This window comes from Iodobacter fluviatilis (genome assembly GCF_900451195.1).
Classification (GTDB): domain Bacteria; phylum Pseudomonadota; class Gammaproteobacteria; order Burkholderiales; family Chitinibacteraceae; genus Iodobacter; species Iodobacter fluviatilis.
Window position 1 is genome coordinate 82943 of sequence record NZ_UGHR01000004.1, and the last position, 25717, is coordinate 108659.

Sequence of the window (25717 nt, forward strand, 5' to 3'; positions counted from 1 at the left end):
ATTCCCCTGGAGTATTGCCCATGCACGCCGCTGAACTCTTACAATCGCTTACCCTTAGCCAGAAAGTAGCCCAGTTGTTTATGGTGGGGTTTGATGGCCTGATGCCCAATTCGCATATTGAAGAGATGTTGAGGAAGCATCAGCTTGGCGGCATTATTTTGTTCCGGCGAAATGTTGAAACTCCTAGCCAGCTAGCCGCCCTGAATTTACGTTTACAACAAATCAATGCAGAACATAGCCCTGTGCCATTAATGATTGGTACGGATCAGGAAGGTGGCATGGTGATGCGTATCGAAGCAGGCGTCACACCGCTGCCTTCCGCTATGGCATTTAAAAACACAGCTTGCGAAGCGGATTGCGAAGCACTGACCAGGGTGGGTAATGCGGAGCTGAAATCGCTGGGAATAAATATCAATTTTGCACCGGTGCTGGATATTAATAATAACCCGCAAAATCCGGTGATTGGCGTACGGGCATATGGCGAAACAGTTAACGAAGTTTGCCAGTATGGTTTGGCTGCATTGCGGGGAATGCAGGCTGCGGGTATGGCCGCAACGGGGAAACATTTCCCCGGGCATGGGGATACAGCGGTTGATTCCCATCATAGTATGCCGGTGGTCGCCCATGACCGAGCACGCCTCGATGCTGTAGAGCTGGCTCCGTTTAGTGCCGCTTTTGATGCCGGGCTGGATGCCGTGATGACGGCGCATGTTGCTTTTCCAACTATTGAGCCGGATTTGGCTAAGCCAGCAACGATTTCCCACGCTGTTCTCACTGGCTTATTAAGACATGAGCTGAATTATCAGGGTGTTGTGATTACAGACTGCCTGGAAATGGATGCAATTGGCAAGGGTGTAGGGACGGTTGAAGGGGCCGTATCTGCGATTGTTGCCGGAGCCGATATTGTGTTGATTTCACATACTCCAGCCAAGCAAGCAGCCGCTTTTGCTGAAGTCTTACGGGCGGTCAACGCCGGAGAGATTTCAGAGGCACGTATTGATGAATCAGTGCTGCGTATCCTTGCATTAAAACAGCGCTATCAGATGTCGGATTGGGCGAGCCTTGTGCCATCGTTATTGGCGCCAGAGTCATTGCAATTATCAGAGCGCGTTCATCAAGCTGCAATCAGTGGCGAGGCAAGGGCACTCGATAAAAATAAAGCCGTTTTATTGATTAGTGCTGAGGTGCGCGTTCATACAGAGATTGATGAAGTTGCTCTTGGGAAAACGCCAGAAGCGCGTAATTCACTGGCGACGCCTTTGCGTGAACTGGCATTTACAGTGAGTGAAGAGTGGATTGGCTTGCAGCCATCCGCGGTTGAGCTGGTTGTGGTTTTAAGCAGGGCTGCACATGCAGAGCAAATTATTTTTGTATCTTATAACGCGGTATTATCCAAAGAGCAGCAGACGCTGATTGATTCTTTGCCACACGATAAGCTCTGGCTGATTGCGGGCCGTCTGCCCTATGATCTGGATTTTGCTCCTGAAGCGGCAGGGCGGCTAAGTTGCTGTTCTAATCGCCCTGCTGCTTTATCTGCCTTAGCCCAGAAGCTGGCTGCTGCTAGCTGATTCAGATAATTATTAAATAAGAAGCCGGTTTTTCTGCTCAGGAAAAGCCGGTTTTTTTACGTCTGCTTCTTTCACCATATACCGTGCCGGCTTTCTTTACCTGCTCTGAGCGCTAGGCTGTGCGTGGCAGTGCTTTGTGTGAGCAGATCATTGAATGCTTTCTTAGTGAACTGGAACACACCAGCCAATTTTTAGTTAATACCAATCAATCTTTCAAATTTCAAACATTTCCTTTCTCTATATTTTTTAAAAACCGTTTTTATGCTGTATCGGTGAAAGCATAGCTTTGTTTCGTTGGAAATTACGCTGTAGCAGCCTGTGTTTTTATTATTAAGTCAATATGCGGTAATTTTCCTTCATTATTTCTATATATCTTGAATACCAGATGCCTGAATGTTGATCTTTCTGTGGATTGAAATGGAAAGTTGTTTCCGGTAAAAATACACATCAGATAAACAGATTACTTGAATTTTAATTGGTCTGTTTTCTTGGTTAATTATTTAATATTTAATTTAACTAATGCATTTATATCTATTGCTGTTTATGCAGCCGTTTTTTAAATCATATGTTTTAAAAATTCAAGGAACAGATATGAACATCAAGAAAAATGCGGCTGCAATTGTTATATTGTTCAGCTTATTTAGTTCGGCACATGCGGTAAACGCTTATGTTGATCAATTTATCAGCTTCAAAGATGCATTAGGAAATAATGCAGTGGCATATGGCAATAATGGCACGCTAACTGCACCTCCTCCTGAAGTTGTTAATCCAAATATTATTCTTGGTGCGCCTACGGTATCGCAATGGGTTTCTATCCCTACAGATTACTCAGCTGTTTATGGCTTTAATGGTCAGAAAGCGACTGATGGGCTGGATATCTATTATGTGGATGCAGGTGCTTTGTCTAATGTTAGTGTTTGGGGAAAGCTCAATATTGCGGATGCTTGGACTAAAATTGGCTCGGTAACTGAAGGAGCACCATTAGGTACAACGTATAATCCGGTCTCTTCATTTTTGAGCTTAGCGGGTACGGGATTAAGTGGTGTCAGCCAGGTGATGATCCGTGGTACAGACGTAGCGGGATGGTCTCCTGGTTTTGATTTAATGGGGATTCAAGGCCGAGGGATGCTGGCGGCTCCTGTGCCAGAGCCAGAAACATATGCATTAATGGGTTTAGGACTAATTGCCTTGCTGGTTAATCGGCGTAGGCAAGTTAATGCTTAATTAATTGTTTAAAAATAAAAAAGGCCATTTAATAATGGCCTTTTTTATTGATGCATTACATGCCAATGTACCGGTCTGGCCTGTGATTAATTGCAATCGCAAGGTTTAAAGCAAAAGCACCTAATACAGATATTAATAGTTGTTTGTGATCAACTACGCCAAAACCTACACACAGAATAAATAGATCAACCACTAACTGCACATAGCCTGTGCGCCAGCCAAAACGTTTTTGTAAATAAAGAGCCAATACGGTTACGCCACCTAAGCTGGCTTTATGCCTGATCAGCATCAAAATACCTACGCCTGCCAGTAAGCCGCCCATTAAACCTGCAAAAACAGGATCCACATCTCCCATATTAATCCAGTTTGGCAGCCAGCCGCAGAGCAGGGCGAGTGCTCCAACGCAGGCAAATGTTTTAAGCGTGAATTCTTTGCCCAGCATTCGGTAAGAGAAAATATAGATCGGCAGATTAATAAGAAACAATACGGTGCCATATGACCAATGGGCGATGTAGTGCAACAGAAATGCCAGACCCGTTGCCCCGCCTGTGAGTAGCCCTGCTTGTTTAAAAAACTGGATTGCCAGCGCCATTAGTAATACGCCGGTCATTAATCCTTGTAAGTCTTCAAGCAGGGTGTGGGAGTGTTTGGGCTGGGGCATATAAAACCGGTGCAGAATGATCAATCAGGAGCGGAGCATAGCCACGAATGCTATTCGGGTAAACGGAAGGATGTCGCAATTTTTACATGTTTTGCGCTAAATCAAGTCGCCTGGCAGCAAACCGTCGATCAGAGGAGGAAAGATAGTCCTGAAGTTAAGTATGTTTCCTGCCGATAATCTGTCGTATACCTTTATGCGATAGATTGATAAGGAGCTTTATCGTGATTAACTCTGTTTCCACTTCATCGCCAGCCGTTGTCCAAACCAAGGATGTAAAAGATACGGATAAAAAGCCTGAGCTGAGCGAGGCAAGTATTCGTGCACAAACAAACCAGCAGATATTACAAGCATCTTTGCAGGTGTCGATTAGCAGTGGCGATAAGCCAATGCAGCTCTTATTTAGAACGGCCATTGATAAAATAAATGAAGTGCTCAAGCCAGAGTTTGGTGATGATGCAATTAAAAATGCGATGGGGCAGGATAATTCGCCTGAAGGCACTGCCGGGCGAATTGTTGCGCTTTCAACGGGATTTTACGATGCGTTTGCCAAGCAAAGGCCCGGACAAGACCCAGATAAAATTGCTGAAGAATTTACCAAGGTGATTCGTGGCGGGGTTGAGCAGGGCTTTAAGGAGGCAAAAGACATTCTTAAGAGTTTGCAGGTGCTTGATGGCAGCATTGCCAGTAATGTGGATAAAACCTACGATTTAGTACAAAAAGGTTTAGATGATTTTTTGGCAGGAAAAAAGCAAAAGCCTGCAGAAGCAAAGTAACAGCATCCTGCTTATTCAGCACTCTCCTTCCTGTGTTTTTCACTGCGATCCCGAAGCTTGATTGTATGGAGCTTCGGGCCAGCGTCTCTTATTTCAATCCTTACATAAAAGATAAATACCTGATTTTTTAGTCAGGTCTATTTTCTTGCCTTAGCAGGCAGAAAATCGGGCCTATCTATGTAAATAAGAATTATTACGTTGTTTTTATAGTCGTTTATTGGATTTTTTAGCCATAAAAATGGCGAAAAAGAGCGATTTACAGGGGTGTGTCATATAAAAATCACAAATATAAAAATGGGTCAACTTGTTTGTCTTTGGGGGTGAAATATCTAAAAGCTTGCTTTGTTTGCTAAAAATCAAGATAAATTTTATGTTTTTTTACAGGTTTAAATATTTTTATAAATAAAATCAATGATTTAGTCGATTGCTGTGGTTTTCAATAGCCGTTCACCCTGTGCTGAGCGGCTAATCCTCATTTTGTGATTGCTATCACATTTTTAAATTTAGGGGAGGAGAACAATGCATTTGTCCGTGGCACGATCCATTATGGAAAAGCCCTGGCTTAAAGCTGGACGATAGCTTACACAAACTTTTAGGAGTTCGTAAAATGGCAACTGCAGCAGCACTGACTTATGTACAGAAACTGTATATCGCTTACTATCAACGTCCAGCAGATTACGCTGGCTTACAATATTGGTCTGACCGTGTCGATAAAGAAGGCGTTTCTAATGTTGTAAATGCCTTTGCAACCTCACCTGAATCTGTCTCGCTTTATGGCTCTTTAGCCTTACAAGCGCAAATTGATGCTGTATATAAAGCAGCATTTGGCCGTGCAGCAGAAACAACCGGCCTGCAGTACTACATCAATGAAATCAATGCTGGCCGTTTAACCATCGGTAAAATGGCTCTGGCTATTCTGGATGGTGCTACAGGCACAGATGCAACCACTCTGGCATCCAAGCTTGCCGTTGCTGGCGCATATACCGATGCACTTTCTGATAACGCAGGTATCCTGAAATACGTGGGCGAATCTTCAGCCACTACCGCGCGTATTTTCTTGGCCGCAGTTTTACCAAGCACACAAGCTGCTCAAACTGCCGCAATCCCTGCAAATATTGCAACACTGAGCGCCGCTACCTTATTTACCTTAACACCTGGCTTAGATCTGCAAACGGCAGACAGCTTTTTTGCCTCACAAACGATTTTCAATGTGGATGGCAAAGGCCCAACCTTAAATACTGGTGATAAGTTATTCGGTACTGCAGGCAAAACCACTAATACCTTAACGATTACTGATTTGTCCCCGGGCACAACCAACGGCAATATTCCTGCCGGCGTTACGCTGACCAATATTCAAAATATTATTTTGAACTCCTCCGGTAATACCGCAGCGGGTACAGGGTTCAGCACTGTTGGCTACGCGGATGTACGCAGCCTGAAAGGCACAACCAACGGTGGTGCTGCCGATGTATTTACAGCCGCAAATGGCGTGAATGGCACGGTAGTGGATGCGACTCACAATGGTTTTGCAGGTGCTTTAACGGTGGTTGGCGGTACAGATGTAACCGCTACCTCGGTAGGCGGCGATATTCTGGTGGGTAGCCCTGGTCTTGCACGCGTACCTTTGGCTGCTGAAGTGACGACAGGCAAAATTGTTGTTAATCAAAACAACAGCGCTACAGGTAAAGTGAATGTATTTGGCGGTACTACCGTAAATGTCACCACCAGCTCTTCTTCAAACAGTGGTGTGATTGAAATTGGTAATACGGCAGCTAACACCGGTAACAACACCGCAGGTAAAGTAGCCAATGCCTCAGGCAATATCACCGTAAATAGCGCTGGCACAGGCGCTATTACTGTATTTGGCGGTGTGGATGTGTCGATTAACGACACGGCTTTAAAAGGCGCAGGCGCAATTACTGTAGGTGATGCAGGACGGGTTGATTTAAGCAACCTGCCTACAGGCAATGTCACTATCAATGAAGTGGCGCAAATTGCTTACAACGGCTTGGCTGGCTCTACCAATAACAATACAGCCGCGGGTGCGATTGGGGTGTCTGGCGGTAAAAACGTCACCATCACAACAAATGCTGCCAATGCGGTAAATATTGGTAATTTGGGCGCAGCCAAAGAAAACACACTGAACCCAAGTGGCGTCATCAAAGTAACCAACACCGGTATTGTGAATAACGCGGGTGCTACTGGTGCCGTGCTCATTACTGGGGGTACTGACGTTACTGTCAGCACAACAGGTGCGAATGTCACGATTGGTCGTGCAGCCAATGCCGGTGTGGCAGATCAGGTTAGCAACCCAACAGGTAATGTAACGGTTACAGAAACCCTCAATGGCAATGGTTTTGCTCGTGCTGTGGTGATTGATGGTGGCTCTAACGTTACAGTGAATGCCAAAGGGCAGAACGTTACAATTGGCCAGTCTGTTGCCAGCGCACCTACAGGTGCGGTGCTGGTGAATCAGTCTGATCTGCTTACAGGTACAGGCGCTTATTTAGCAAGTACCAATGCAGGTAATGTGATTGTGGATGGCGGTACAACGGTCACTGTGAATACCACTGGTGGCAATGTTACCGTGGGTGAGGTGATTAGCGGGGTTAATACCGTAGCCAGCGGTGCAGTAGCGATTACCCGCACCTTTAGCGGCCCGGGTGCAGATGCAACAACAGTGCTTGGTGGCTCTACAGTGGGCATTACCACTACCAAAACTTCTGGTGCAATTACCGTGGGTGCAGCTTCTGCGGCACTTAATGCGGCAGGTACAGCGTTGAAAGACGCTAATCTGGCACCTACAGGTGATGTAACGATTGCAGATGTAACAACCGCAGGCAGCCTGAACTACTACGGTACTGGTGCGATTAATGTGAACACCAATGGTGCAGCCACAGTTTCTATTCGTGGCGGCGATGTGGTGGCGATTAATGACATTCAGGCAACGCTGGCAACGGGGGGTGGCAATTCAGGTAAAGCGGTGGGTGTTAGCAAGTTGGCCAATGTTTCTCTGACAGGCCTGCAAGCAGCAAATGGTGTGACGATTGCATCAGATGCATTAACAGCGCTGTCGGTACTCAATACTGCTGGCGGTGCCAATACCATTACCATTACCAACAATACCGCTGCACATGCGCTGACGATTACTCAGGGTGCAAATAATAAAAATGTGTGGGGTAACGGTGCTGCAGTTACAAATGATGTGACGGTAGTCGATAGCAAAGCCGGCACATTGACCATTACAGATAATGGCACTGCTTCCAGCGCCACTCTGCAAGTGGATGCAGCAGCTGCAACGGCTGTTACTGTTAACAATGCGGCAGCAGCTACGCTGAAACTGGGTAACGTTTCTACCGCCATTGCCACAGTGACATTAAAAGGCGCGGGTGCAACAACCTTTGATACCGCAGATGTATTCGGTACAGGTAATCTGGGCAAAGCCATGACGGTAGATGCCTCTGCTGCTACGGGTAATGTCACCTCCTTAATGCAAGCCACAACTACAGCAGCCACTGCACAGAAATATATGGGTGGTAGCGGTGTGGATACGCTCACTGTCAATTCCAATGCATCGGGCTGGGGTAATTTGGTTGCCATTGATGGGGGCGCAGGCACCAGCGATGTATTGGTGGCTAACTATGCCGCTGCTGGTACAGATGTGGCTTTAGGCAGCGCAACCGCAGTGAAAGGTTTTGAAATTCTGCGTCTGGGTGCACTGGCCAATAGTGCAGCAGGCAGCTACGATGCATCGGGCTTTAATACTGATGTTCAGCTGGGCGCTGTGGCGGGCAATATCACGCTGACTAATCTTGGCGGCGTATTCTCGGTTACAGCCAATACCACAGATAAAACAGTGAGCCTTGCAGGTAGCAACACCACTGCAACAAATAATGCGCTGACGATTAATGTGGGTACAGGCGGTACTGCTCTTGCAAGCCCTGGTTCGGCGATTCTTGCTGCAGGGGGTGGCTTAGGTACAGGTGCCATTACAGCTAACGCATTTGAAGCCGTTACCATCAATTCAAAAGGCGGTTATGTTTCTACAGCCAATGCCACTAGCCTGAATACGGTCACTCTGACAGATACAGGTACAGCGGGCGCAGCAACACTGGTTGTAGGGGGCGATCGCGGCCTAGCGTTAACTTCTAACGCGGGCTTTACATCGATCAATGCCTCTACACATACCGGCACAACAACCAATGACGGCACCCTTGTTAATTCTGCCACATCGGTTGATGTCACTGCTGCCAAGGTATCGAATGCTGGTACAACCTTTACGGGGGGTACATCAGTACTGAAAGCCGCTGGTTCTAATGACACCACTAACTTTAAAGCCTTGGTGACATTAACAGGTACAGCAACCAACAACTGGCAAAATGGTGATACAGCCACCGTAACCATTAACCTTGCAACCTATACCTACACCTCGATTGGTAACAATAGTGCAGCGACTGTGGCAGGTTTACTGGCTGCAGCCATTAGCAATGATGCTACTACCAATAATGCACTGGGTAATGTGGTCAAAGCAGGTGCGGGCAGCCCGGCAGTCACAGCTGTTGCCAGTGGCGGCAGCATTGTCTTAACTAAGGCCGCTGCGTTTGAAGTGGGTACAGCAAAAAGCGCTGCAAATGCAACGATTGCAGACGCGATTGTGGGCGGACAGCAGCAAATTGTTCTTGAATCTGCTACAGCAGTGGGTGGTGCGGGTGCCGGTAATATCACGGTTACCTTTAACGGCGGTGCGGGTGCCATTACTATCGCCGTAGCTAATAACGATACAGTTGCACAAATTGCCACCAAAATTGCTGCAGGTATTACCGCTGCAGCATCTACCGATAAGCCAGGTATTGCTTCGGCTGTAGTGGTGGATTCCTCTAAAGTGTTGATTACCGTGCAAGCTGGCGAAATCTCACAACTGTCAGTGGGCGGTACAGCAGCCTTTGTGGGTGCAGGCGTTGCAACAACAGACAGCACTAACTTTGCCACAGTCGATAATCTGTTTACTTCAGGTGCGGGCGGTGGTGAATACAAGGCTGGCTTGGGTGGCGCGTGGAATGCGGTTAGCCATAAGTTCTCCTCAGGTAGTGAAACAGTGAATCTGACTGCTTCCACCGCCAAAGTAGATAAGCTGATCCTGAAAGAAGGCGCAACGCTCACCGACAATGGTAGTAAAGGTGGCGTGACTAAGTTTACAGTGAACAGCCAAGCGGCCAGCGATACCATTACCTTCCGTAATACGGCAGATAATGCTGACCTTGCCAAGACTATTCTGGCGAATTCCGGCACCAATGGGGTGAATAACGTAACGGGTGCCAATACAATGGCAACGGTACTGGATTCTTCCGGTGCGCTGTTTACCAAGCTGGCCAACTTAACCTACAGCATCAGCAATGGCGTGATTACCTTCGGTGCCACAGGGGGTAATAACCTTTCCCAATTCACCACCAATGAGCTGATCAGCGCAGCGTCTATCTTGGTGAGCAGTGCAACCACAGGTGGCGCAAATAAAGTGGTGGCCTTCTCGTCTAACGGCCGCAGCTATGTGGTGGCGTCTGATAACGGCAATACATTGCAAGCGGGTACTAACAACAACAGCGTGATTGTTGAGCTGAAAGATGTGGCTTCTGTGAAGGGCTTTGGCTCTACCTTCGGTGACGCTACCGTCGTGGCCACGAATGTAACAAGCATCACTGGCTCTGCTGATATTACAACGCTGGCTACAACCTCCACGCTGGATTACACCGGCTTCTCTAAAGCAACATTAACCGCTGCCGGTACAGTGGCTGCCAATACCAATACCACTAAGTTTACAAACTTAGCCGCCTCAGCCGAGCTGGTATTGAATGCGACAGGTAATACGCATATTGGCTTGCTTGAAACCACGCAAGTGGGCGCGTCTGGCAGCAATAGCCTGACTGTTACCATGCAAACCAATGCCACAACAGTGAATAAGCTGACCGTGACAGGTGATGCCTTAGTGAAATTTGCTGCAAATGGCGCTGCGCATATCGTGCAAGAGCTGGCCGATGCAAGCAATACCGTGAATACCATTCAGGTTACAGGGAATAATGCCTTCACCCTGCTGAAAGAAACCGGTACTGCCTTGAATACCATCGATTCCACTCTGGCCGGTGCGAAGTTTATCTTTGGGAATGGTACCTTCACTAACACCACCACCTTCACTGTAACGGCTGCAGATGCACATAATAATGTGACCTTCAATCTGGCAGCAGGGCAGGCGGCTGATCTTTACACCAGCGGCTCGGGTCTGAAGTTTATTCAGGCTACAGATTCAACTGCCGGTACAGAAGCTGCATCGGTCGGTACGGGTGTGATTCAGGCGGTGGCATCAGGCGGCAGCAACACCTTTACTCTGGGTAATGGTGCTAACCAGCTGGTTGCCAACGGTGCAGGTGATGTGATCACCGTGGGTACAGGCTCTAATACCATTGTGGCCACAGGCGCGGGCGATGTATTTAATATCGCTTCGGGTGCGGGTACAACGCAGGTGACTGTGGGTACCGGGGCTACTCTGAATATTGGTACGGTGAATGTAGCTAACGCGGGTGCTGAAACCGTGGTTGTAACAGGTGCTGTAACAGGCGGTACAACAGCCGCTTACGCAAACACCACACTCAACTTTGCTGCAGGTTCTACAGTAACGGGCCATCAGGTCAGCTTTGGCACCACTGCAGATGCCTTCACCTTATTGGGTGCTTCTGTTGCGGCTTCACAAATCAACGTGGCCACAGCAGCTTCTCTGACCGATGCTTTAAACCTTGCTGCTAATTACACTCTGCTAACAACCGTGCAGGGTACAGACCCAACTGCATCAACTTTAGCTGCTAACACAGGTAAAGTGGATTGGTTCCAATATGGTGGTGACACCTATGTGGTGGCCATGGTCAACAGCACAGGTGCAGCACTGCAGCAAACAGCCCTTGATGCCAACGACATCGTGGTGAAAATCACGGGTCTGGTTGATCTGACTGGCTCTAACTTTGCCGGTGAAGTTTTAACTTTCTAATCTAGGCAAATCAGCGGGCAGATTCTTGCCAGCCCAACAACCCCGCCCCTTATTTAGGTGGCGGGGTTTTTTTTGCTATAAAGGTTTAGTCTTTTTAAGGGGAAAATCATGGGCTTGTTGATTACTGCCGCACATTTAAGCGCCATTGCAGGCAAGGCCACGCCACTGATGCCCGGTCTATTGGAATGGATCAATAAGCTTTGCCCGCAGTATGAAATTGACAGCGCTCAGGAATATGCCCATTTTTTAGCGCAAGCCTGCGTTGAGAGTGATCACTTTAAAACGCTGCAAGAATATGCAAGCGGGGCGGCTTATGAGGGCAGGGCAGATTTGGGTAATTGCAAAGCGGGGGACGGCATTAAATATAAAGGGCGCGGCATATTTCAAACCACAGGCCGTGCTAATTATTTGCAATTAGGCATTAAAAAAGGTCGTAGGGATTTATTTATTAATCATCCTGATTTGCTGGAGCAAGCCGAATACGCAGTCTGGAGTGCATGTGAATACTGGGCTGGCCGTAGCTTAAATGACGCGGCTAATCATGGTGATCAGGATATTTTAAAGAAAAAATATCATGGCAAAGTATTGGATTTATCACCCGTTGAGTTTATTAGCATCAGCATTAATGGCGGATACACCGGGATGGTGCAGCGCAAAGCGTATTACTTGAAGGCGCGGCAGGTGTTTGAGCAAAGCGTTTGATTCGTTAAATTGATAAGAAGAATAAGAAGCAGTAGACTTATTCCCCCCTTTTGTAAAAGGGGGGAGCAGGGGGAATTTGTAGTTGATGTTGGGCATAAATAAGCAAAAAACTAAAAGCAAATCCCCCTCAAATCCCAAATGCCGTTCACTTAAGCCGTTTTGCTTGAGTTCCCCCCTTTGAAAAAGGGGGGCTAGGGGGGATTTGCAGTTGACGCTGAGCTTAAATAAGCAAAAAACCAAAGGAAAATCCCCCTCAATCCCCCTTTTACAAAGGGGGAAGCAAAACCAATACCTTAAGTGAACGGCATTACCCCACAATCCCCCTTTTACTATGGGGGAAGCTAAGGTCAAAACCCTTGAGTGAAAGGTATTTCCCTCACCCCCCTTTACAAAGCGGCAAGCTACAGAGCAGAAGTGCCGCCTGAAGTCATCAGGCAACGCCCAGTGCTTTTAGGATTTTTAATTCCTTATCTGCAAAGGTATGGGCCCATTTTCTGAGCTGATTGAGATTGTCTTCTTCTGAATTGATGGTTTTACCTTCCAGCAATAATCTTTGCTCTTGCCGCACTAATAGCTGCCAAGCATATTGAGCCCATTCTTCGGGCTGATGCTTGCCCTCTTGTCTGGCCAGTAAAAAGATTTGCTGAAAGCGGCCAACAGGCACGCCGCCGCCCAATACCGGGCTGGCCAAGTAGCTTACTTCGTTGCTGGCCCGCGCTTGTGTGCAAAGGTGCAGATTCAGCTGTTCGCACCGGGGTTTGGCTTTGGCAATTTCATCGTCACTCTGAACCGTTACCAGACTGCCGCTGCCGATTAATACATAGATGGCTTGCAAGATTTTCACAAAGCTTTGGCCTGTGATTTGCTCAATTTGCCCTAGTGTCATGATCTGATGATCTGCCAGCGTATCTAAAATAGGGGCATAAACGGCCTCTTGCATATTGGCCTCACCCAAGCTGCCTGTGGCGGTGAGCGACACATCGGGCCGGTGTTGGATCAGGATAATCCGCTGCTGACGCAGTAATTCTGTTTGCTTGATATTGCCCAGCTTGCGCGGGCCACGTACCCAGTAATCACGGCGAAACTGCTGGTTCACCATAAAATCGCGCACTGTTTCGCGGAACATGGGGTTGGGGATATTTTCTAAAAACTGTTGTTGCTCATTACTTAAATTAATGGAATCAATCTGGTCTAAATAATGAGCGGAGCAGGCAAAGCTGAGCTTGGCAGGCTCCAGCCATTCGGCCATGGTGGAAAAATGCATGGGCAGCCAGTCGCGGTTAAAGTATTCATGCGCTAAATAATGGCGGTTTTGCTCTTTCAGTTTTTTGATCCGCTCGTGCACATGCGGGTTGGCTCTGGCATAAAGCGGCTCGGTAGCCAGCAGCTTTTCTGTGAAATCCAGTGCGCCATTGATGCGGCTGACAATCCCATTGCCTTCAACTCCTGCCACTTCTGCGTGCTGAGTCATTAAGTGCCGCATCGGGGCAAAATTGGCCCAGCCAGGCTGGGTGTTATAGCTGATATATAACACGCCGCCGACTTTTAATTTGCGGCGAATAAATTCTACAATCACTGCGCGGTTTTCATCCGAGATCCAGCTCCAGATGCCATGCAGGCCAATGAAATCAAATTCTGGTAAATCACTGCGCGCGGCAAAATCTGCAAAAGACTCATCAAACAGCCGTGCTTCAGAATGAGAGGCCCTGGCCAGCTCTTGGGCAAAGCTCGCCTGCGATGGATTAAAATCGGTGCCATACCACTGGATAGTGCTGGCGGCGGCATGCAAATTGGCACTGACGCCCTGACCAAAGCCCAGCTCGCATGCCGTGCCTATTTCTGGGCAGGCCAGCCCGGCACTTAAAAACGCCATTTTCACCCGGTGAGGATTCAGTTCAGCGTAATAGCCATAGGTGTAAGCAATATCTGCAACATAGCCTGCCGTCCAGTTACTCATGCTTTATCTCTCTTTTGAGTGAATCAAGGTGATTTAGATAAAATCAATCAGCGGATTGACTGCCGTTATGCCTGCTACCGCCTTTGCTCCGGGGCAATGGCCGGGTGCTTTTTGTTAGCGCAAGGCCAGATCCAAGGTGTTTAAGTCAGTTTCCTGCAAAGTGCCGGCATAAAACTTCAGCCGGATATAGCCGCTTAAGTAGGTGTACTGCGCTGCGGTATGTTTTTGCTGTGCTTCAAAAAAGCGGCTTTGGGCGTTGAGTAAATCCACATTGCTGCGTACGCCCGATTGAATGCCTTTACGGGTAGATTGAATCAGCACATCACCAGAGCGAACGGCTTCTTGCAGTGCTTTGATTTGCGCTGAATTAGAGCTGAGATCAAGGTATTGCTGGCGCAGCCCAAGCTCTACCTGTTGCAGCATATTGCGCTGATCTTCACTGGCGGCCGTGTGCTGGGCAACGGCACGCTTGCTGCGGGCATTGATTTCGCCGCCAGAAAAAATGGGGATACTGGCGTAAACCATAATGCTATTGGATTTGATGACATTATCGACGGTGCTGTAGCTGGGGCTTTCTTCGTAGCTGGTGCGTAAGCGCAAATCCACTGTAGGCAGGTGCTGATCATTGCTTTTACTGATTTCCAGCTGAGCCGCATCCACAGAGGCTTGGCGCTCAAACAGCACTGGATTATATTTTTTTGCCTGCTCCAGCCACTCGTTCAGGGGATAGCGCAGATGCAGATCTGCCTGCATTGCGCTGGGTTTACGGTGGGGCAGATAATTCATCGGCTCGCCTACGGTAACGCTCAGCTCATGCAGTTTATTGCTATGTGCGGCCTCTGCCGAAAGAATATCGGCGTCAACAAAATCCAGACGATTCTGCGCTTCATTGACATCGGTGATGGTGCCATAGCCCGCTGCAAACCATTTGCTGGCCTGGGTTTTTTGTTCCTGATACGCCTTTTTCTGCTCGTTCAAGAGCTGCAGCTTATCAAAGGCAAGCTGCACATCCAGGTATTGCTGGGCCAGGCGCATAATCAGCTCTTGCTGGCTGCGCTCCAGCGCGTGGTTGGCTTCTTTTTGCTGGAATTCGGCCTGAGATAAATTATCCCATGCGGCCATTTTAAAAAGTGGCTGTACCAGCGTGGCGGCATAAGTCTGGCCGTTATATAGATAGTCTCTTGAAATGGTTTGCGTGCTTTTGCCCACCTCAACATCAAACTCTGTATTCACCCATTCACGGCTGCCTTGGGCCGAGATGGATAAATTGGGCAGCAGTCCCGCTCTGGCGATGGGGACAATTTCCTGTGCCGCCAGATTTTGAGCCCTGGCGATGGCATAACGGCTGTCGTTTTGTACCGCTTTTGGGTAAAGGCTGGCTAATTCTGCCGCATGAAGCGCAGAGCAAATAAAGAGTGAGAGTAAGCAGATCTTGGTTCGCATCGAGATCCCCTTATTTTTCTGTGAAGGAAAAGGCAAGGCGGTTAAGCAGTGGGCGCACGATGTAATCCAGCAGGCTGCGCTCGCCTGTTTTAATGATCACTTCGGTGGACATACCAGGCTGGATGGCGAGTTTTTCCTTACTCAGCTTGGCGAGCCCATTTTTAGTTACCACTACTTTGGCGCTGAAATAGGCATTGCCGCGTGGATCAACAATGCGGTCGGCCGAGATGCTGGTCAGCTCGCCTTCTAAAATAGGCGGCGTGCCTTTATTACCTAAGGATGAGAAGCGGATATCCGCCAAGAGGCCAGGATGAACCTTATCAATCAGATGGGGTGGAAGTTGAATTTCAATTACTAATTCATCGTTTTCGGGCACGATTTCCATCAGTGTTTCACCTGGGCGGATAATCCCGCCAACGGTATGCACATTCATCCCAACCACGCGGCCCGCAGCGGGGGAGCGCAATACAGAGCGTGAGAGATCTTCTTCTTTTGCTTTGATTTCATTGCTCCAGCGATTTAAATCACCCTGGATCTGGCTGTATTGTGTTTCGGCTTCTTTATCAAATTCCTGGGTGCGCTGCAGGATTTTTAGGCTTAACTCACCTTTTTGCCGGCTGGCTTGTTCGATCCGCCCAAGCCCTTCGCCATATTCGCCAGAAAGCTGGGCAAATAAGCGCTCCATTTCAAATAGGCGCGAGCGCGGGGCATAGCCATCATTGACCAGCTCTCTTAAACCGGCGATATCTTTTTCTAACAAGCTCATTTGTTGTTTACGGCCGTCTTTTAATGCACGAAGCCCGGTGATTTGCTCGTTAATTCCTGCAATGCTTTGCTGCAAAATATTGCCTTCATTTACTAATACCGTGCGGCGGGTATCAAATAATTGCATTTGCGTATTCATGATTTCTTTAGCTTGCGGATTTGTGGCTTTAAGCAGCTTTTCATTAAAGTTGATTTTGGGTGCGTGTTTCAGCTCTGCATAAAGCCGGTCTGCAAGGGCCTGCGTTTGCCAGTAATTATTTTGTACTGTGGATAGCACGGCATTAATCTGGGTTTGATCGAGTAATACTAAAGGTTGATTAGCCTGTACTTCTGCGCCTTCTTTGACCAGTATTTTAGAAATCACTCCGCCTTGTAAATGCTGAATGGCTTTGCGTTTACTTTCAACCGAAACCACGCCATTAGTGGGCACGCCTTCATCTAATGGGGCAAATATCGCCCAAATTAAAAAGCCACCCAAGCCAAATAAAAGAATAAATAAGCCCAGACGGGTGACTGATTTGGTATCTGTTAATGCATCATTCACATCGAGTATGGGTTCGGGTGATTTCTTTGTGGCTAGTTTCAACATGGCTCAACCCTTTTAATCAATAAAGATAAAGTGATCATTTTTTGCTCAGGCCTGCAGCCGGATAAATGGGATATCCAGGCTGCGCTCAGGCATCAGGCTGTGGTTTGCTGCTCTGGCTGCGCGGCAACTGCTGGGGTCAGCGCGGCTAATACCTGATCGCGTGGCCCGTAATATTTCAGCATGCCATCCGCCATCACCAGCAAGAGGTCTACTACGGCCAGAACATGGGTGCGGTGAGTGATCAGCACGACGGTAGCGCCGCTTTCTTTGGCCCTTAGGATGGCCTGCACTAAAGCCCGCTCGCCGTTGTCATCCAGATTGGCATTAGGCTCATCTAAGACAATCAGGCTGGGCATGCCGTAGAGGGCGCGGGCCAGCCCAACTCGCTGGCGCTGCCCGCCAGACAGGCCTGCGCCGCCTTCACCAATGGCCGTATCGTAGCCCTGAGGCAGACGCAAAATCATTTCATGCACATCCGCCATCTGAGCGGCTGCCACTACTTTTTCGCTGTCAATTTCACCAAAGCGGGCAATGTTTTCGGCGATCGTGCCGGAGAACAATTCGATATCCTGAGGCAGGTAGCCAATATAGGGGCCAAGCTCGGCTTTACTCCATGTATAAACATCCACACCATCCAGCCTGACCTTGCCCATGACGGTAGGCCACACCCCGACCAGCAGGCGGGCAAGTGTTGATTTGCCGCAGGCGCTTGGCCCGATAATGCCCAGAATTTGCCCGGCGGCCATGCCGAAATTCATATTCTTGATCACCATATTTTGGGTGCCAGGAATCGCAGCAGAAATATTATCGGCCAGCAGCTGGCCGCTGGGGCGGGGCAGGCTCATGCCGATATTGCGGGCCGGATAGGCAGTAAGCAGATCTTGCAGCCGCGAATAGGCCGTGCGCACGCCAATAAATTGCTTCCATGAGCCAATGGCTAGCTCAATGGGTGCCAGTGCACGGCCCATCAGAATAGAGCCTGCAATCATTGCGCCCGGTGTGGTGCTGCCCTCAATCACCAGCAGCGCACCTGCACCCAAAATAAGAGATTGCAGGCTGATACGGGTAAATTTAGTGACGGCAGAAATGCCCCCGGCTTTATCACTGGCTTCCCCCTGCAGGGCCAGAAATTTACCGTGGTGGCGATACCAGCGTTTCATTAAGCCGTCTAACATGCCCATGGCTTCAATCACTTCGGCATTGCGTAAATTATTATTGGCAAAGCGCGTGGCTAAATTGGCATGGGTTGAGGCCTCGGCAAGGGGCTTTTTGCTGACCATTTCAGTGAAATAGGCCAGTGCAGTTAAAAGAATTGCGCCGACAACCGCTAGCCAGCCCAGCAATGCACCCAGCATAAATAAAACAGCCAGATAGATAGGAGCCCAAGGTGCATCAAAAAAAGCAAACAGCCCCTGGCCGGTTAAAAACTGGCGGATATTGGTTAAATCGGCCAGCGCTAATCCTGCATCACCATTGCCTTGCTTTAAATTGCGCTCAAAGGCGGCAGTAAATACCCTTGAATTAAGCTGTGAATCTAATTTACTGCTGATGCGAACCAATAATTTGGAGCGTATCATTTCCAGTAAAGACATCATTCCATACAGACCAAGGGTAATAATGGTAATCATGATTAATGTGGTTTCATTTCTGCTGGCTAATACTCGGTCGTACACCTGTAGCATATAAATGGAAGGAACCAGCATCAGCAAATTAATAAAGAAACTGAATAACCCTGCTACCCAGAAATGCTGGCGTAAACTATGTAATACAATAGCCAGTTCAGAGCGGGGCTGCATTTGCTTTTTCATGTTATTTCCTTTTAAAAAAGGTTACACATTTTCTGTATTAGTTTGAGGAGATTCTAAGGTTAATAAATACTCTGGCCATTCATCATCGGTGCTGGATTGGGATTCTTCATCAATATCCAGAAAAATAAAATTAAGTACATATTGCAGATCAATCTGCGTTAAAACAATTTCTCTTAAGCGATGGGAAGCAAAGCGCTCGATCACTTCGGCGGGTAATTGCAGCTGAAATCTCAATCGCCCTTCTAAAGTAAACATCGATAAAATATTGTCTTTAATGCTTAAGGTATGGCGGTCAAAATAAACCGGAGCCGAAGCCAAAAAAAGCAAATTAGGCAGGGGTGATTCGGCGGGAAGGTTTTTCCATTTACTTTGCGGATGTTCATACAGGGTGCGATAGGCACGGCATACGGCATAAATAGCATTGCAGGCCATTTGCGCGCCTAAATCGGGGTGCTGTTCACGCAGCACTCTGTAGGCCAGATGGTGCAGCGTCACGCGATGCCAGCAGCGATGTTGCTGCGAGATCGGCGCAACTAAATTGCACGCATTACAAAACTCTGCCTGCAGTGCCTGTAATCTGAGGCGCTGTGCATCGTTTGTAAGAATAGGGACAGAGTATGTGCTGGGCATAATCATCAATCTAGGAAATTTTTCTCCTATATGAAATGCCTATATGAAGTTTTTCCCTACGTTCGTCGGAAAGGATGAATGGCAGATTGGCAAAATAATACCCAGCTTTCTTTGCCATGGCCTTGCCAGGCCTCGTTTCTGAGCGCAGCACAGTGGGGTTTTGAGTGAAGTGTGTCAGTGGTGGGCAAATGGATGTTTGTCCACAAAGCTCCACAAACCTGCCACGATCTTTCGGTATTCTTGCTTTCTTCTATTCTTTCAGTAATCTAGTTGCTGCCTGTTTTGTATTTCCGCCTGTAAAAATGCACTCGTATCCTTGGTTTTACTTAAAAAGATAGTTCTTCAATAGGGTGAGGGGGTGGTTTGTGATTTCAATCGTGATCCCGTTTTTTAATGAGGAAGAGGGGCTGTTGCATACTTTGGCCACCATCTCGGATACGCTGCGCAGCCTAGCCCGCCCATGGGAGATTGTGGCTGTGAATGATGGCAGCACGGATAAAACACTGGCTATTTTGCTGGAGCAGCAAAGGCTGATGCCCGAACTGCTGGTGGTCGATTTATCTCGTAATTTTGGCAAAGAGGCCGCTTTAACTGCCGGTCTTGCCCATGCAAGTGGCGATGCCATTATCCCTATGGATGCAGATTTGCAAGATCCGCCTGAGCTGATTGCACCTATGATCAGTAAATGGGAAGAAGGCTATGAGGTTGTTTTAGCAAGACGCAGTGATAGATCAAGCGATAGCGTGGCAAAGCGGCTCAGCGCCCGCTGGTTTTATCAAGCTATTAATAAAATGTCTGAGGTGAATGTGCCGGATAATGTCGGTGATTTTCGTTTAATGGACAGATTGGTGGTGGATACGGTGATGTCTTTGCCGGAAAGCAGGCGTTTTATGAAGGGGATTTTTGCCTGGGTTGGTTTTAAAACCACAACGCTTAATTATAAAAGAGCCGAAAGAAACTCTGGCAGCAGTAAATTTAATCTTTGGAAACTCTGGAATTTAGCCATAGAGGGAATTACATCGCTGTCTATTACACCACTGCGAATCTGGAGCTATTTAGGGTTTATGGTGGCATCGGTGTCATTTATCTATGCACTTTATATTGTATTACGCACCTTAGTGTATGGGATTGATGTGCCCGGCTATGCCTCTTTAATTACCTTGTTTTTGTTTTTCTCTGGTTTGCAGCTGATCGGCCTCGGTATTATGGGGGAATATTTAGGCAGGGCTTATATCGAGTCAAAACGCCGCCCGCCCTATATTGTGAGGAAGCTCTATCTTCCCCGCTTAAAGGGTGAATATATCAATCACCCCAGAGCATTTGATGCCGCATCTTCTTAATTAAGATAAATGATGAATATTTTTTTTACAAAATGGCTGCAAAGTATTAGGCAATTAATGAAATTTGGAATTGTTGGCCTAGCGGCCACCGGCCTGCATTTATTGATTGCTTTTATACTGCTTTACGTGGGTGTGAATGTCTATCTGGCAAATTTGTGTGCTTTTTTGGGTGCTTTTGTTCTGTCATATATTGGGCATAATTATTGGACTTTTGCGATGGCTTCTTGGCACCCCAGTACGCTGGCAAAGTCTTTTTTGCTCGCAAGCATGGGGTTTCTGGCGAATAATATCTTGCTGACTTTTTTATTAAAAATAGCTTTGTTTAATGAAGCCATGGCTTTGTTTTTTTCTTTGCTGTTGGTGCCTTTGCTGAGTTATTTTGGCAGCCGTATCTGGGTATTTCAAAAAAATAAACAGCTGTAATCTGGCTAAAACGGGGCGAGGCCTGAATAGATATTGCTGATAATCAGGCCGGAAAATGCTGCACCGATTGTGCAGCTTAAAGCAATAAGTACCGTGGATTGCTGCTTTAAACGATCATAACTCAGTATGCCAATAATGCATGGCGCAAGTGAAAGTGAATAGCGCCCGACTGAATGGATTTCCGGATTCATTAAAAGCGTGGTGCCAAGGATTAATGCGCCGCTGCCTGCAATCAGTGCCGCTTTATGCATATGATTTTTTATGCACAATATACAAATATAAATGGCATAGATCATCAGCCCCATAGCTAGCAGCAGAACGGGCAGATACTCCGCAGACTGAATCAGCCTTAAATCAAAGATACGTGTGACTAATTGCAAAGGCGATATTTTCCACGCTGAGCGAACCAGAAAGGCCGCCAAAGGTTCGCCCGTGGCATGGGCTTTTACGGCCATATCCAGCAAAATACCCAGCGTTGAAATCAGCCCCATTTTAATGATCATGATGCTGCTTTTTTTGATTCCCTGATTTTGATAATGAATTGAAAGCCAATAGAGCATCAGTAAGAGGATAGCAATTCCCCCAATAAAGCGGGATGCAGTCATCGCGCTGATCATGAAGGCCGCGCTGATCCATTTTTCTTTAATCGTTAAAATTAATGCGGCAGAAAAAAGCAGCATAAACAGCGATTCGGAAAAGCCGCCAAAAACAAAGAAAGAAAAAGGGTTAAATGCAAACCATGCGGGAGCCAATAAGGCGCTGCTGGTATTTAGGTTTAATAGCTTACCAAGGTAAAACAAGCTGAGCATTGCCAGCAGCGAGCAGATCAGATTAAAGCGCAACATGCTTTTATCTATATCCAGCCCGCTGATGGCATGAATGGCTTTAACAGAATAGGGATAAAGAAAAGGCCATGCTACGGTTTGCTGGATGGTTCTGTCGCCATTAAATGCATAATCTTTACTGGCTATTTTGTGATACCAGCCTGCATCGTGGCTGCGGCTTAATATTTCTGTTGTGTTGATTCTGCTGAAGTTTTCTTCCAGCCCATACAACCCGCTGCTTGCTTTAATGAATGTTGTTAACGCAATATCTTTGCCATTCATTTGCACCAATCCTAATTGGTAGGAAAGTACGCGCTGGTCTTGCGAGCCGGTTTTTGTGGCTGGAATATGTGAGTAGCTGGATTGAATGGATAATAGGCCATTAGGGCAGCTATTTTTAAAACGATGGCTGAGTGTGAAATAGCCCTGCTTGAATAGCTGGGATTGCAGCGGCTCCTGATTGCATAAAATGCTTAATGTTTGTGTGCTGGGAATATAGCCTTGTAGGCTGAGTGACTGGATTGAATGCGAGTGATTAAGTAAAAGCTGTGGGGCCGCCCAGCTGAATGTGGGGTAGGGTATTCCTTCGTGCGTATCAACTTGTTTTTGTATCTGGCCATAAAGCAATAAATAAGCGATAGCCCAGAGACTGATCACTGCAAGTAATTGTACAGGTACAATAAACCATTGTTTCATGAATGACCCTCAGCTGATATACACCAGCAATAAGCATATCTGAAGCAGGTATTTACTATATAAAATATTTTCTGTTAAAAGATGTGCCGCTTGAAAAAAAATCTGAAATATTTGAGCCGCGAAAATTGGAATGTCGTAATTTTTTTTGAACACGGATCACACTGTGCTTTATTTAGGTTTTTTTCTGAGTAGAGTAAAATGATCTTCTTTCTGAATGAAATAGTTATTGTTATTCAGTGATTCAATTAAAGCATTGTCTTTTATAATAAACAATGTTTTATTGTCTATGCTGCCTTCTTTTAGCGCTTTTAATACAGTCTCATTTTCTGGCTGTATTTTGGATGCGTCATGGCGGGCAAAATAAGCGGTGTTAATGCTCATTTTATGCTGCGCAGCCCAATTGGCAAGATGAATATAATCCGGGTCTGCATGTTGCAGTGGATAGATTTTAAGTGCATTGAGCCCTTGTGGGGGCATTTGCCAGAATGGCGATTTTAATGGCGAGGGGCCGCTCAGGCCAGAGGGGATGCCTTCCTGTTTTAGTGTGGCAATGGTGCAATAGATATCCGAAAATTGTAATAATAAGGCGAGGCTTAAGATAAAGGCAGAGTGCCGGGGTTTAAATTTTTTTAATAGTAATACGGTGCTGAGCAGAATCAGCAAATAGCTCAGGGGCCAGGTAAAGCGGCCAACCGCTCTGAATATACCCGTTAAAGCGGATATTGCTGCGGGCATTTTGATTTCAATTAAATGATAAGAGCCCAAGGTTATCAGCGGGCTGAGGGCATAGAGGGCAAGCAGGCTGCAGGCTGTTGCAAGTGGCCACCATTGAATATCGGCGGATTCAGATTGATTCTGTGTGGGTTTTATTAATCTGGCAAGGCGGTTTAAAATAAGATTGATATAGATAAACAGTGCGCCTGTGCCCATATAATTCATCGCATCATTTTGCTCTGGCCAGGCTGAAGGTAGCTTGTGTAATAAGCCCCAGTTTTTTGAATCAATAACAGAAAGCAAATTGGCGCTATAGTATATTTGCCCTGTGCCAGACAGCCCGCCAGTAATACAAAAATAGCCGCTGCTATATAAAAGTGCATAAATGTAGATAGGCATAAATAATAGCGATTGATATCTGTGGCGCGGATTAGCCCATAAAGAAGCCAGCCAGATGGGCAGTAGCATGGCCAGTAAATAGGCGTGAATCAGTGCTGCCAGCCCGAGAAAGAGATACCAGAGTTTGTTTTGCTTGCTGAGATAAGCCCAAAATCCACCCAGAATTAACCAGTGCGCAGACAGGGCAAAGTGCCCGACCCCGCCTATTCTTGCCATCATGGGGGCACTGGCTAAGAGTAAAAGACTGCTGGCAAGGCAGTAATAAAATGATTGGGTGGTGTATTTGGCGCATTGCCAGGCGAGTGCGCCCTGCAATATAAAGCAGAGCAGTATCCATATTCCCTGGTATTGGAAATGCTCGCTAAGCAGCGGTGATAATAATTTAAAAAATAGAGCAAATAGCGGAATCGAATCGGTAAATACAATTGAGCTGGAAATCACCCCGCCGTATTGTGGATTTAAGCCTAAAGGCCAGTGCCATGTGTTATCCTGGCGAAAAAAAAGCCATCCAAGATAGCTTTGTGCAGGATCGCCCTGTAATAACCATTCGGTATTGCCCGGGGCCAGAATGTTTTTTTCAAAAAGAATAAAAAACATACCGGCCCCGATCAATGCGGGAATGATCCAGCCCCAATTGGCCTGGGTTTTGCTCACACCAAAACCACGTCAAATATTTCCTGGGAATAGGCGTTTTCTACCTGCAAATAGATAGGTTTTTGAATAAAGTCGGCCAGCTGGGCAAGATTGGCGGATTCTTCATCCAGAAACATATCAATCACGCTTTGCGAGGCAAGGATCCGGTATTCTTTGGCGTTGAACTGACGGGCTTCGCGCAGGATTTCACGCAGAATTTCGTAGCAAATGGTTTGTGCGGTTTTGATTTCACCACGCCCCTGGCAGGTTGGGCAGGTTTGGCAAAGCACATGCGCCAGCGATTCACGCGTGCGTTTGCGGGTAATTTCTACTAAGCCAAGGCTGGTAAAGGGGCTGACGGTCACCTTGGTACGGTCACGGCTCATGGCTTTTTTTAGCTCATCCATTACGGCCGTTTTGTGCTCTTCATTATCCATATCGATAAAATCGACAATGATAATGCCGCCTAAATTGCGCAGGCGCAGCTGACGGGCAATAACCTGTGTGGCTTCCAGATTGGTTTTGAAAATGGTGTCATCAAAGGAGCGGGTGCCCACAAAACCGCCGGTATTAACATCTACCGTGGTCATGGCTTCGGTCTGATCGATGATCAGGTAGCCGCCAAATTTAAGATCAACCCGTCGCACCATGGCGTGTTCGATTTCTGCCTCTACCGCAAACAATTCAAACAGGGGCCGCTCGCCAGCGTAATGCTTTACCCGTGGCAAAACATCAGAGACAAAAGAGCCTGCAAATTCGCTCATTTTGGCAAAATTTTCGCGTGAATCGACCAGCACTTCTTCGGTTTCGCTGTTGACCATATCGCGTAACACACGCAATTGCAGCGATAAATCCTGAAATAACAGCGATCTGGCGGGCAGGGTGACTGATTTTTGCTGGATATCTGCCCAGATTCTATCCAGATACTGAATATCGGCGGTCAGCTCCTCATCCGTGGCGTGTTCGGCCGAGGTGCGGATGATATAGCCCTGATGCTTTGATTCGGCCAGCAGTAATTCAAGGCGTTTTTTTAGCTGGCTGCGTTCACCATCTTTGTCGATGCGCTGGCTGATGCCGATATGTTTTTCTTGAGGTAAAAAAACTAAAAAGCGCCCTGCAATGCTGATCTGAGTAGAGAGCCGTGCGCCTTTGCTACCGATCGGGTCTTTGGCGACTTGCACCAGCACCGGCTGGCCTTCGTGCACAATGCGCTCGATTCTTTGCACTTCATTAGGATGCTGACGTTGCTCGATCACATCGGCAATATGCAAAAAAGCGGCACGCTCTAGGCCAATTTCAATAAAGGCGCTTTGCATGCCGGGTAAGACGCGCTTCACCACGCCCAAATAAATATTGCCAACCAGGCCACGGTGGGCTGATCGTTCTATATGAATATCCTGAACCACACCATCTTCAACGGTGGCCACGCGGGTTTCTTGTGGGGTGATGTTGACGAGGATTTGTTCTTTCATTGGGAAGGCCCTGTTTTTTATATTTGCTTGGGTCGGTCGTAGTGGCGTTTGGTGTAGGGCGGGAGA

At 47.3% G+C, this 25717-nt stretch carries 16 protein-coding genes; 7 read left to right on the forward strand and 9 right to left on the reverse strand.

The features are described 5' to 3' along the window. Window positions 1-20 precede the first annotated feature (20 nt). Together nagZ and DYD62_RS23850 are read left to right on the forward strand one after the other, a co-directional pair. Window positions 21-1568 (forward strand): beta-N-acetylhexosaminidase, encoded by a 1548-nt coding sequence (gene nagZ / locus DYD62_RS19180; RefSeq protein ID WP_115229116.1) that lies wholly within the window; start codon window positions 21-23, stop codon window positions 1566-1568. A gap of 591 nt (window positions 1569-2159) precedes the next feature. Next, window positions 2160-2792, forward strand: a complete 633-nt coding sequence (locus DYD62_RS23850) for a PEP-CTERM sorting domain-containing protein (RefSeq protein WP_207916639.1) — start codon at window positions 2160-2162, stop codon at window positions 2790-2792. Window positions 2793-2847: 55 nt separating this feature from the next. Here DYD62_RS23850 and DYD62_RS19190 read toward each other — a convergent pair whose 3' ends face one another. Beyond that, window positions 2848-3453 carry a YitT family protein gene (locus tag DYD62_RS19190; RefSeq protein WP_115229119.1) on the reverse strand — a complete coding sequence of 202 codons (606 nt, stop codon included), beginning with the start codon at window positions 3451-3453 and terminating at the stop codon, window positions 2848-2850. A 221-nt stretch (window positions 3454-3674) separates the two neighbouring features. Between DYD62_RS19190 and DYD62_RS19195 the strand changes: the two genes are divergently transcribed. From DYD62_RS19195 to DYD62_RS19205, 3 genes are all read left to right on the forward strand, one after another. Then, window positions 3675-4226, forward strand: a complete 552-nt coding sequence (locus DYD62_RS19195; RefSeq protein WP_115229121.1) for a DUF5610 domain-containing protein — start codon at window positions 3675-3677, stop codon at window positions 4224-4226. 607 nt (window positions 4227-4833) lie between these two features. Beyond that, on the forward strand, window positions 4834-11256 hold the full coding sequence (locus DYD62_RS19200; protein WP_115229124.1) for a DUF4214 domain-containing protein: 6423 nt from the start codon (window positions 4834-4836) through the stop codon (window positions 11254-11256). 108 nt (window positions 11257-11364) lie between these two features. After that, entirely contained in the window at window positions 11365-11958 is a 594-nt protein-coding gene (locus tag DYD62_RS19205; RefSeq protein ID WP_115229127.1) for a glycoside hydrolase family 19 protein, read from the forward strand. Between the two features lie 430 nt (window positions 11959-12388). Here the strand turns inward: DYD62_RS19205 and DYD62_RS19210 are convergent, their stop codons facing one another. The 5 genes from DYD62_RS19210 to DYD62_RS19230 all read right to left on the reverse strand — a co-directional run bounded on the left by DYD62_RS19210 (window position 12389) and on the right by DYD62_RS19230 (window position 19150). Beyond that, a complete protein-coding gene (locus DYD62_RS19210) occupies window positions 12389-13915 on the reverse strand; it encodes a class I SAM-dependent methyltransferase (RefSeq protein ID WP_115229129.1) in 1527 nt (508 codons plus the stop codon). Between the two features lie 114 nt (window positions 13916-14029). Beyond that, window positions 14030-15358, reverse strand: a complete 1329-nt coding sequence (locus DYD62_RS19215; protein WP_115229131.1) for a TolC family outer membrane protein — start codon at window positions 15356-15358, stop codon at window positions 14030-14032. A 10-nt stretch (window positions 15359-15368) separates the two neighbouring features. Continuing rightward, window positions 15369-16712 carry an HlyD family type I secretion periplasmic adaptor subunit gene (locus DYD62_RS19220; RefSeq protein WP_115229134.1) on the reverse strand — a complete coding sequence of 448 codons (1344 nt, stop codon included), beginning with the start codon at window positions 16710-16712 and terminating at the stop codon, window positions 15369-15371. A gap of 92 nt (window positions 16713-16804) precedes the next feature. Next, window positions 16805-18520 (reverse strand): type I secretion system permease/ATPase, encoded by a 1716-nt coding sequence (locus DYD62_RS19225; protein WP_115229136.1) that lies wholly within the window; start codon window positions 18518-18520, stop codon window positions 16805-16807. 21 nt (window positions 18521-18541) lie between these two features. Next, on the reverse strand, window positions 18542-19150 hold the full coding sequence (locus DYD62_RS19230) for a hypothetical protein (protein ID WP_115229980.1): 609 nt from the start codon (window positions 19148-19150) through the stop codon (window positions 18542-18544). A gap of 365 nt (window positions 19151-19515) precedes the next feature. Here DYD62_RS19230 and DYD62_RS19235 point away from each other — a divergent pair, with 365 nt between their 5' ends. Both DYD62_RS19235 and DYD62_RS19240 read left to right on the forward strand, forming a co-directional pair. After that, window positions 19516-20490, forward strand: a complete 975-nt coding sequence (locus DYD62_RS19235; protein WP_115229139.1) for a glycosyltransferase family 2 protein — start codon at window positions 19516-19518, stop codon at window positions 20488-20490. A gap of 57 nt (window positions 20491-20547) precedes the next feature. Beyond that, entirely contained in the window at window positions 20548-20913 is a 366-nt protein-coding gene (locus DYD62_RS19240) for a GtrA family protein (protein WP_165928716.1), read from the forward strand. 5 nt (window positions 20914-20918) lie between these two features. Here the strand turns inward: DYD62_RS19240 and DYD62_RS19245 are convergent, their stop codons facing one another. The 3 genes from DYD62_RS19245 to rng all read right to left on the reverse strand — a co-directional run bounded on the left by DYD62_RS19245 (window position 20919) and on the right by rng (window position 25651). Next, window positions 20919-22433, reverse strand: coding sequence for a hypothetical protein (locus tag DYD62_RS19245; RefSeq protein WP_115229144.1), 1515 nt, complete (start codon window positions 22431-22433; stop codon window positions 20919-20921). Window positions 22434-22601: 168 nt separating this feature from the next. Further along, window positions 22602-24200: a DUF6311 domain-containing protein gene (locus DYD62_RS19250; RefSeq protein ID WP_115229147.1), complete on the reverse strand. Its 1599-nt coding sequence runs from the start codon at window positions 24198-24200 to the stop codon at window positions 22602-22604. Further along, on the reverse strand, window positions 24197-25651 hold the full coding sequence (gene rng, locus DYD62_RS19255; RefSeq protein WP_115229149.1) for a ribonuclease G: 1455 nt from the start codon (window positions 25649-25651) through the stop codon (window positions 24197-24199). The genes DYD62_RS19250 and rng overlap by 4 nt, the downstream gene beginning before the upstream one ends. Window positions 25652-25717: the final 66 nt, after the last annotated feature.

Bases quoted from the DNA above. Each gene is read 5' to 3' on its own strand.
- DYD62_RS19220 (WP_115229134.1), bottom strand. From the start codon at position 16,712: ATGTTGAAACTAGCCACAAAGAAATCACCCGAACCCATACTCGATGTG.
- DYD62_RS19230 (WP_115229980.1), bottom strand. From the start codon at position 19,150: ATGCCCAGCACATACTCTGTCCCTATTCTTACAAACGATGCACAGCGC.
- DYD62_RS23850 (WP_207916639.1), top strand. From the start codon at position 2,160: ATGAACATCAAGAAAAATGCGGCTGCAATTGTTATATTGTTCAGCTTA.
- nagZ (WP_115229116.1), top strand. From the start codon at position 21: ATGCACGCCGCTGAACTCTTACAATCGCTTACCCTTAGCCAGAAAGTA.
- DYD62_RS19225 (WP_115229136.1), bottom strand. From the start codon at position 18,520: ATGAAAAAGCAAATGCAGCCCCGCTCTGAACTGGCTATTGTATTACAT.
- DYD62_RS19245 (WP_115229144.1), bottom strand. From the start codon at position 22,433: ATGAAACAATGGTTTATTGTACCTGTACAATTACTTGCAGTGATCAGT.
- DYD62_RS19190 (WP_115229119.1), bottom strand. From the start codon at position 3,453: ATGCCCCAGCCCAAACACTCCCACACCCTGCTTGAAGACTTACAAGGA.
- DYD62_RS19240 (WP_165928716.1), top strand. From the start codon at position 20,548: ATGAAATTTGGAATTGTTGGCCTAGCGGCCACCGGCCTGCATTTATTG.
- rng (WP_115229149.1), bottom strand. From the start codon at position 25,651: ATGAAAGAACAAATCCTCGTCAACATCACCCCACAAGAAACCCGCGTG.
- DYD62_RS19215 (WP_115229131.1), bottom strand. From the start codon at position 15,358: ATGCGAACCAAGATCTGCTTACTCTCACTCTTTATTTGCTCTGCGCTT.
- DYD62_RS19205 (WP_115229127.1), top strand. From the start codon at position 11,365: ATGGGCTTGTTGATTACTGCCGCACATTTAAGCGCCATTGCAGGCAAG.
- DYD62_RS19200 (WP_115229124.1), top strand. From the start codon at position 4,834: ATGGCAACTGCAGCAGCACTGACTTATGTACAGAAACTGTATATCGCT.
- DYD62_RS19210 (WP_115229129.1), bottom strand. From the start codon at position 13,915: ATGAGTAACTGGACGGCAGGCTATGTTGCAGATATTGCTTACACCTAT.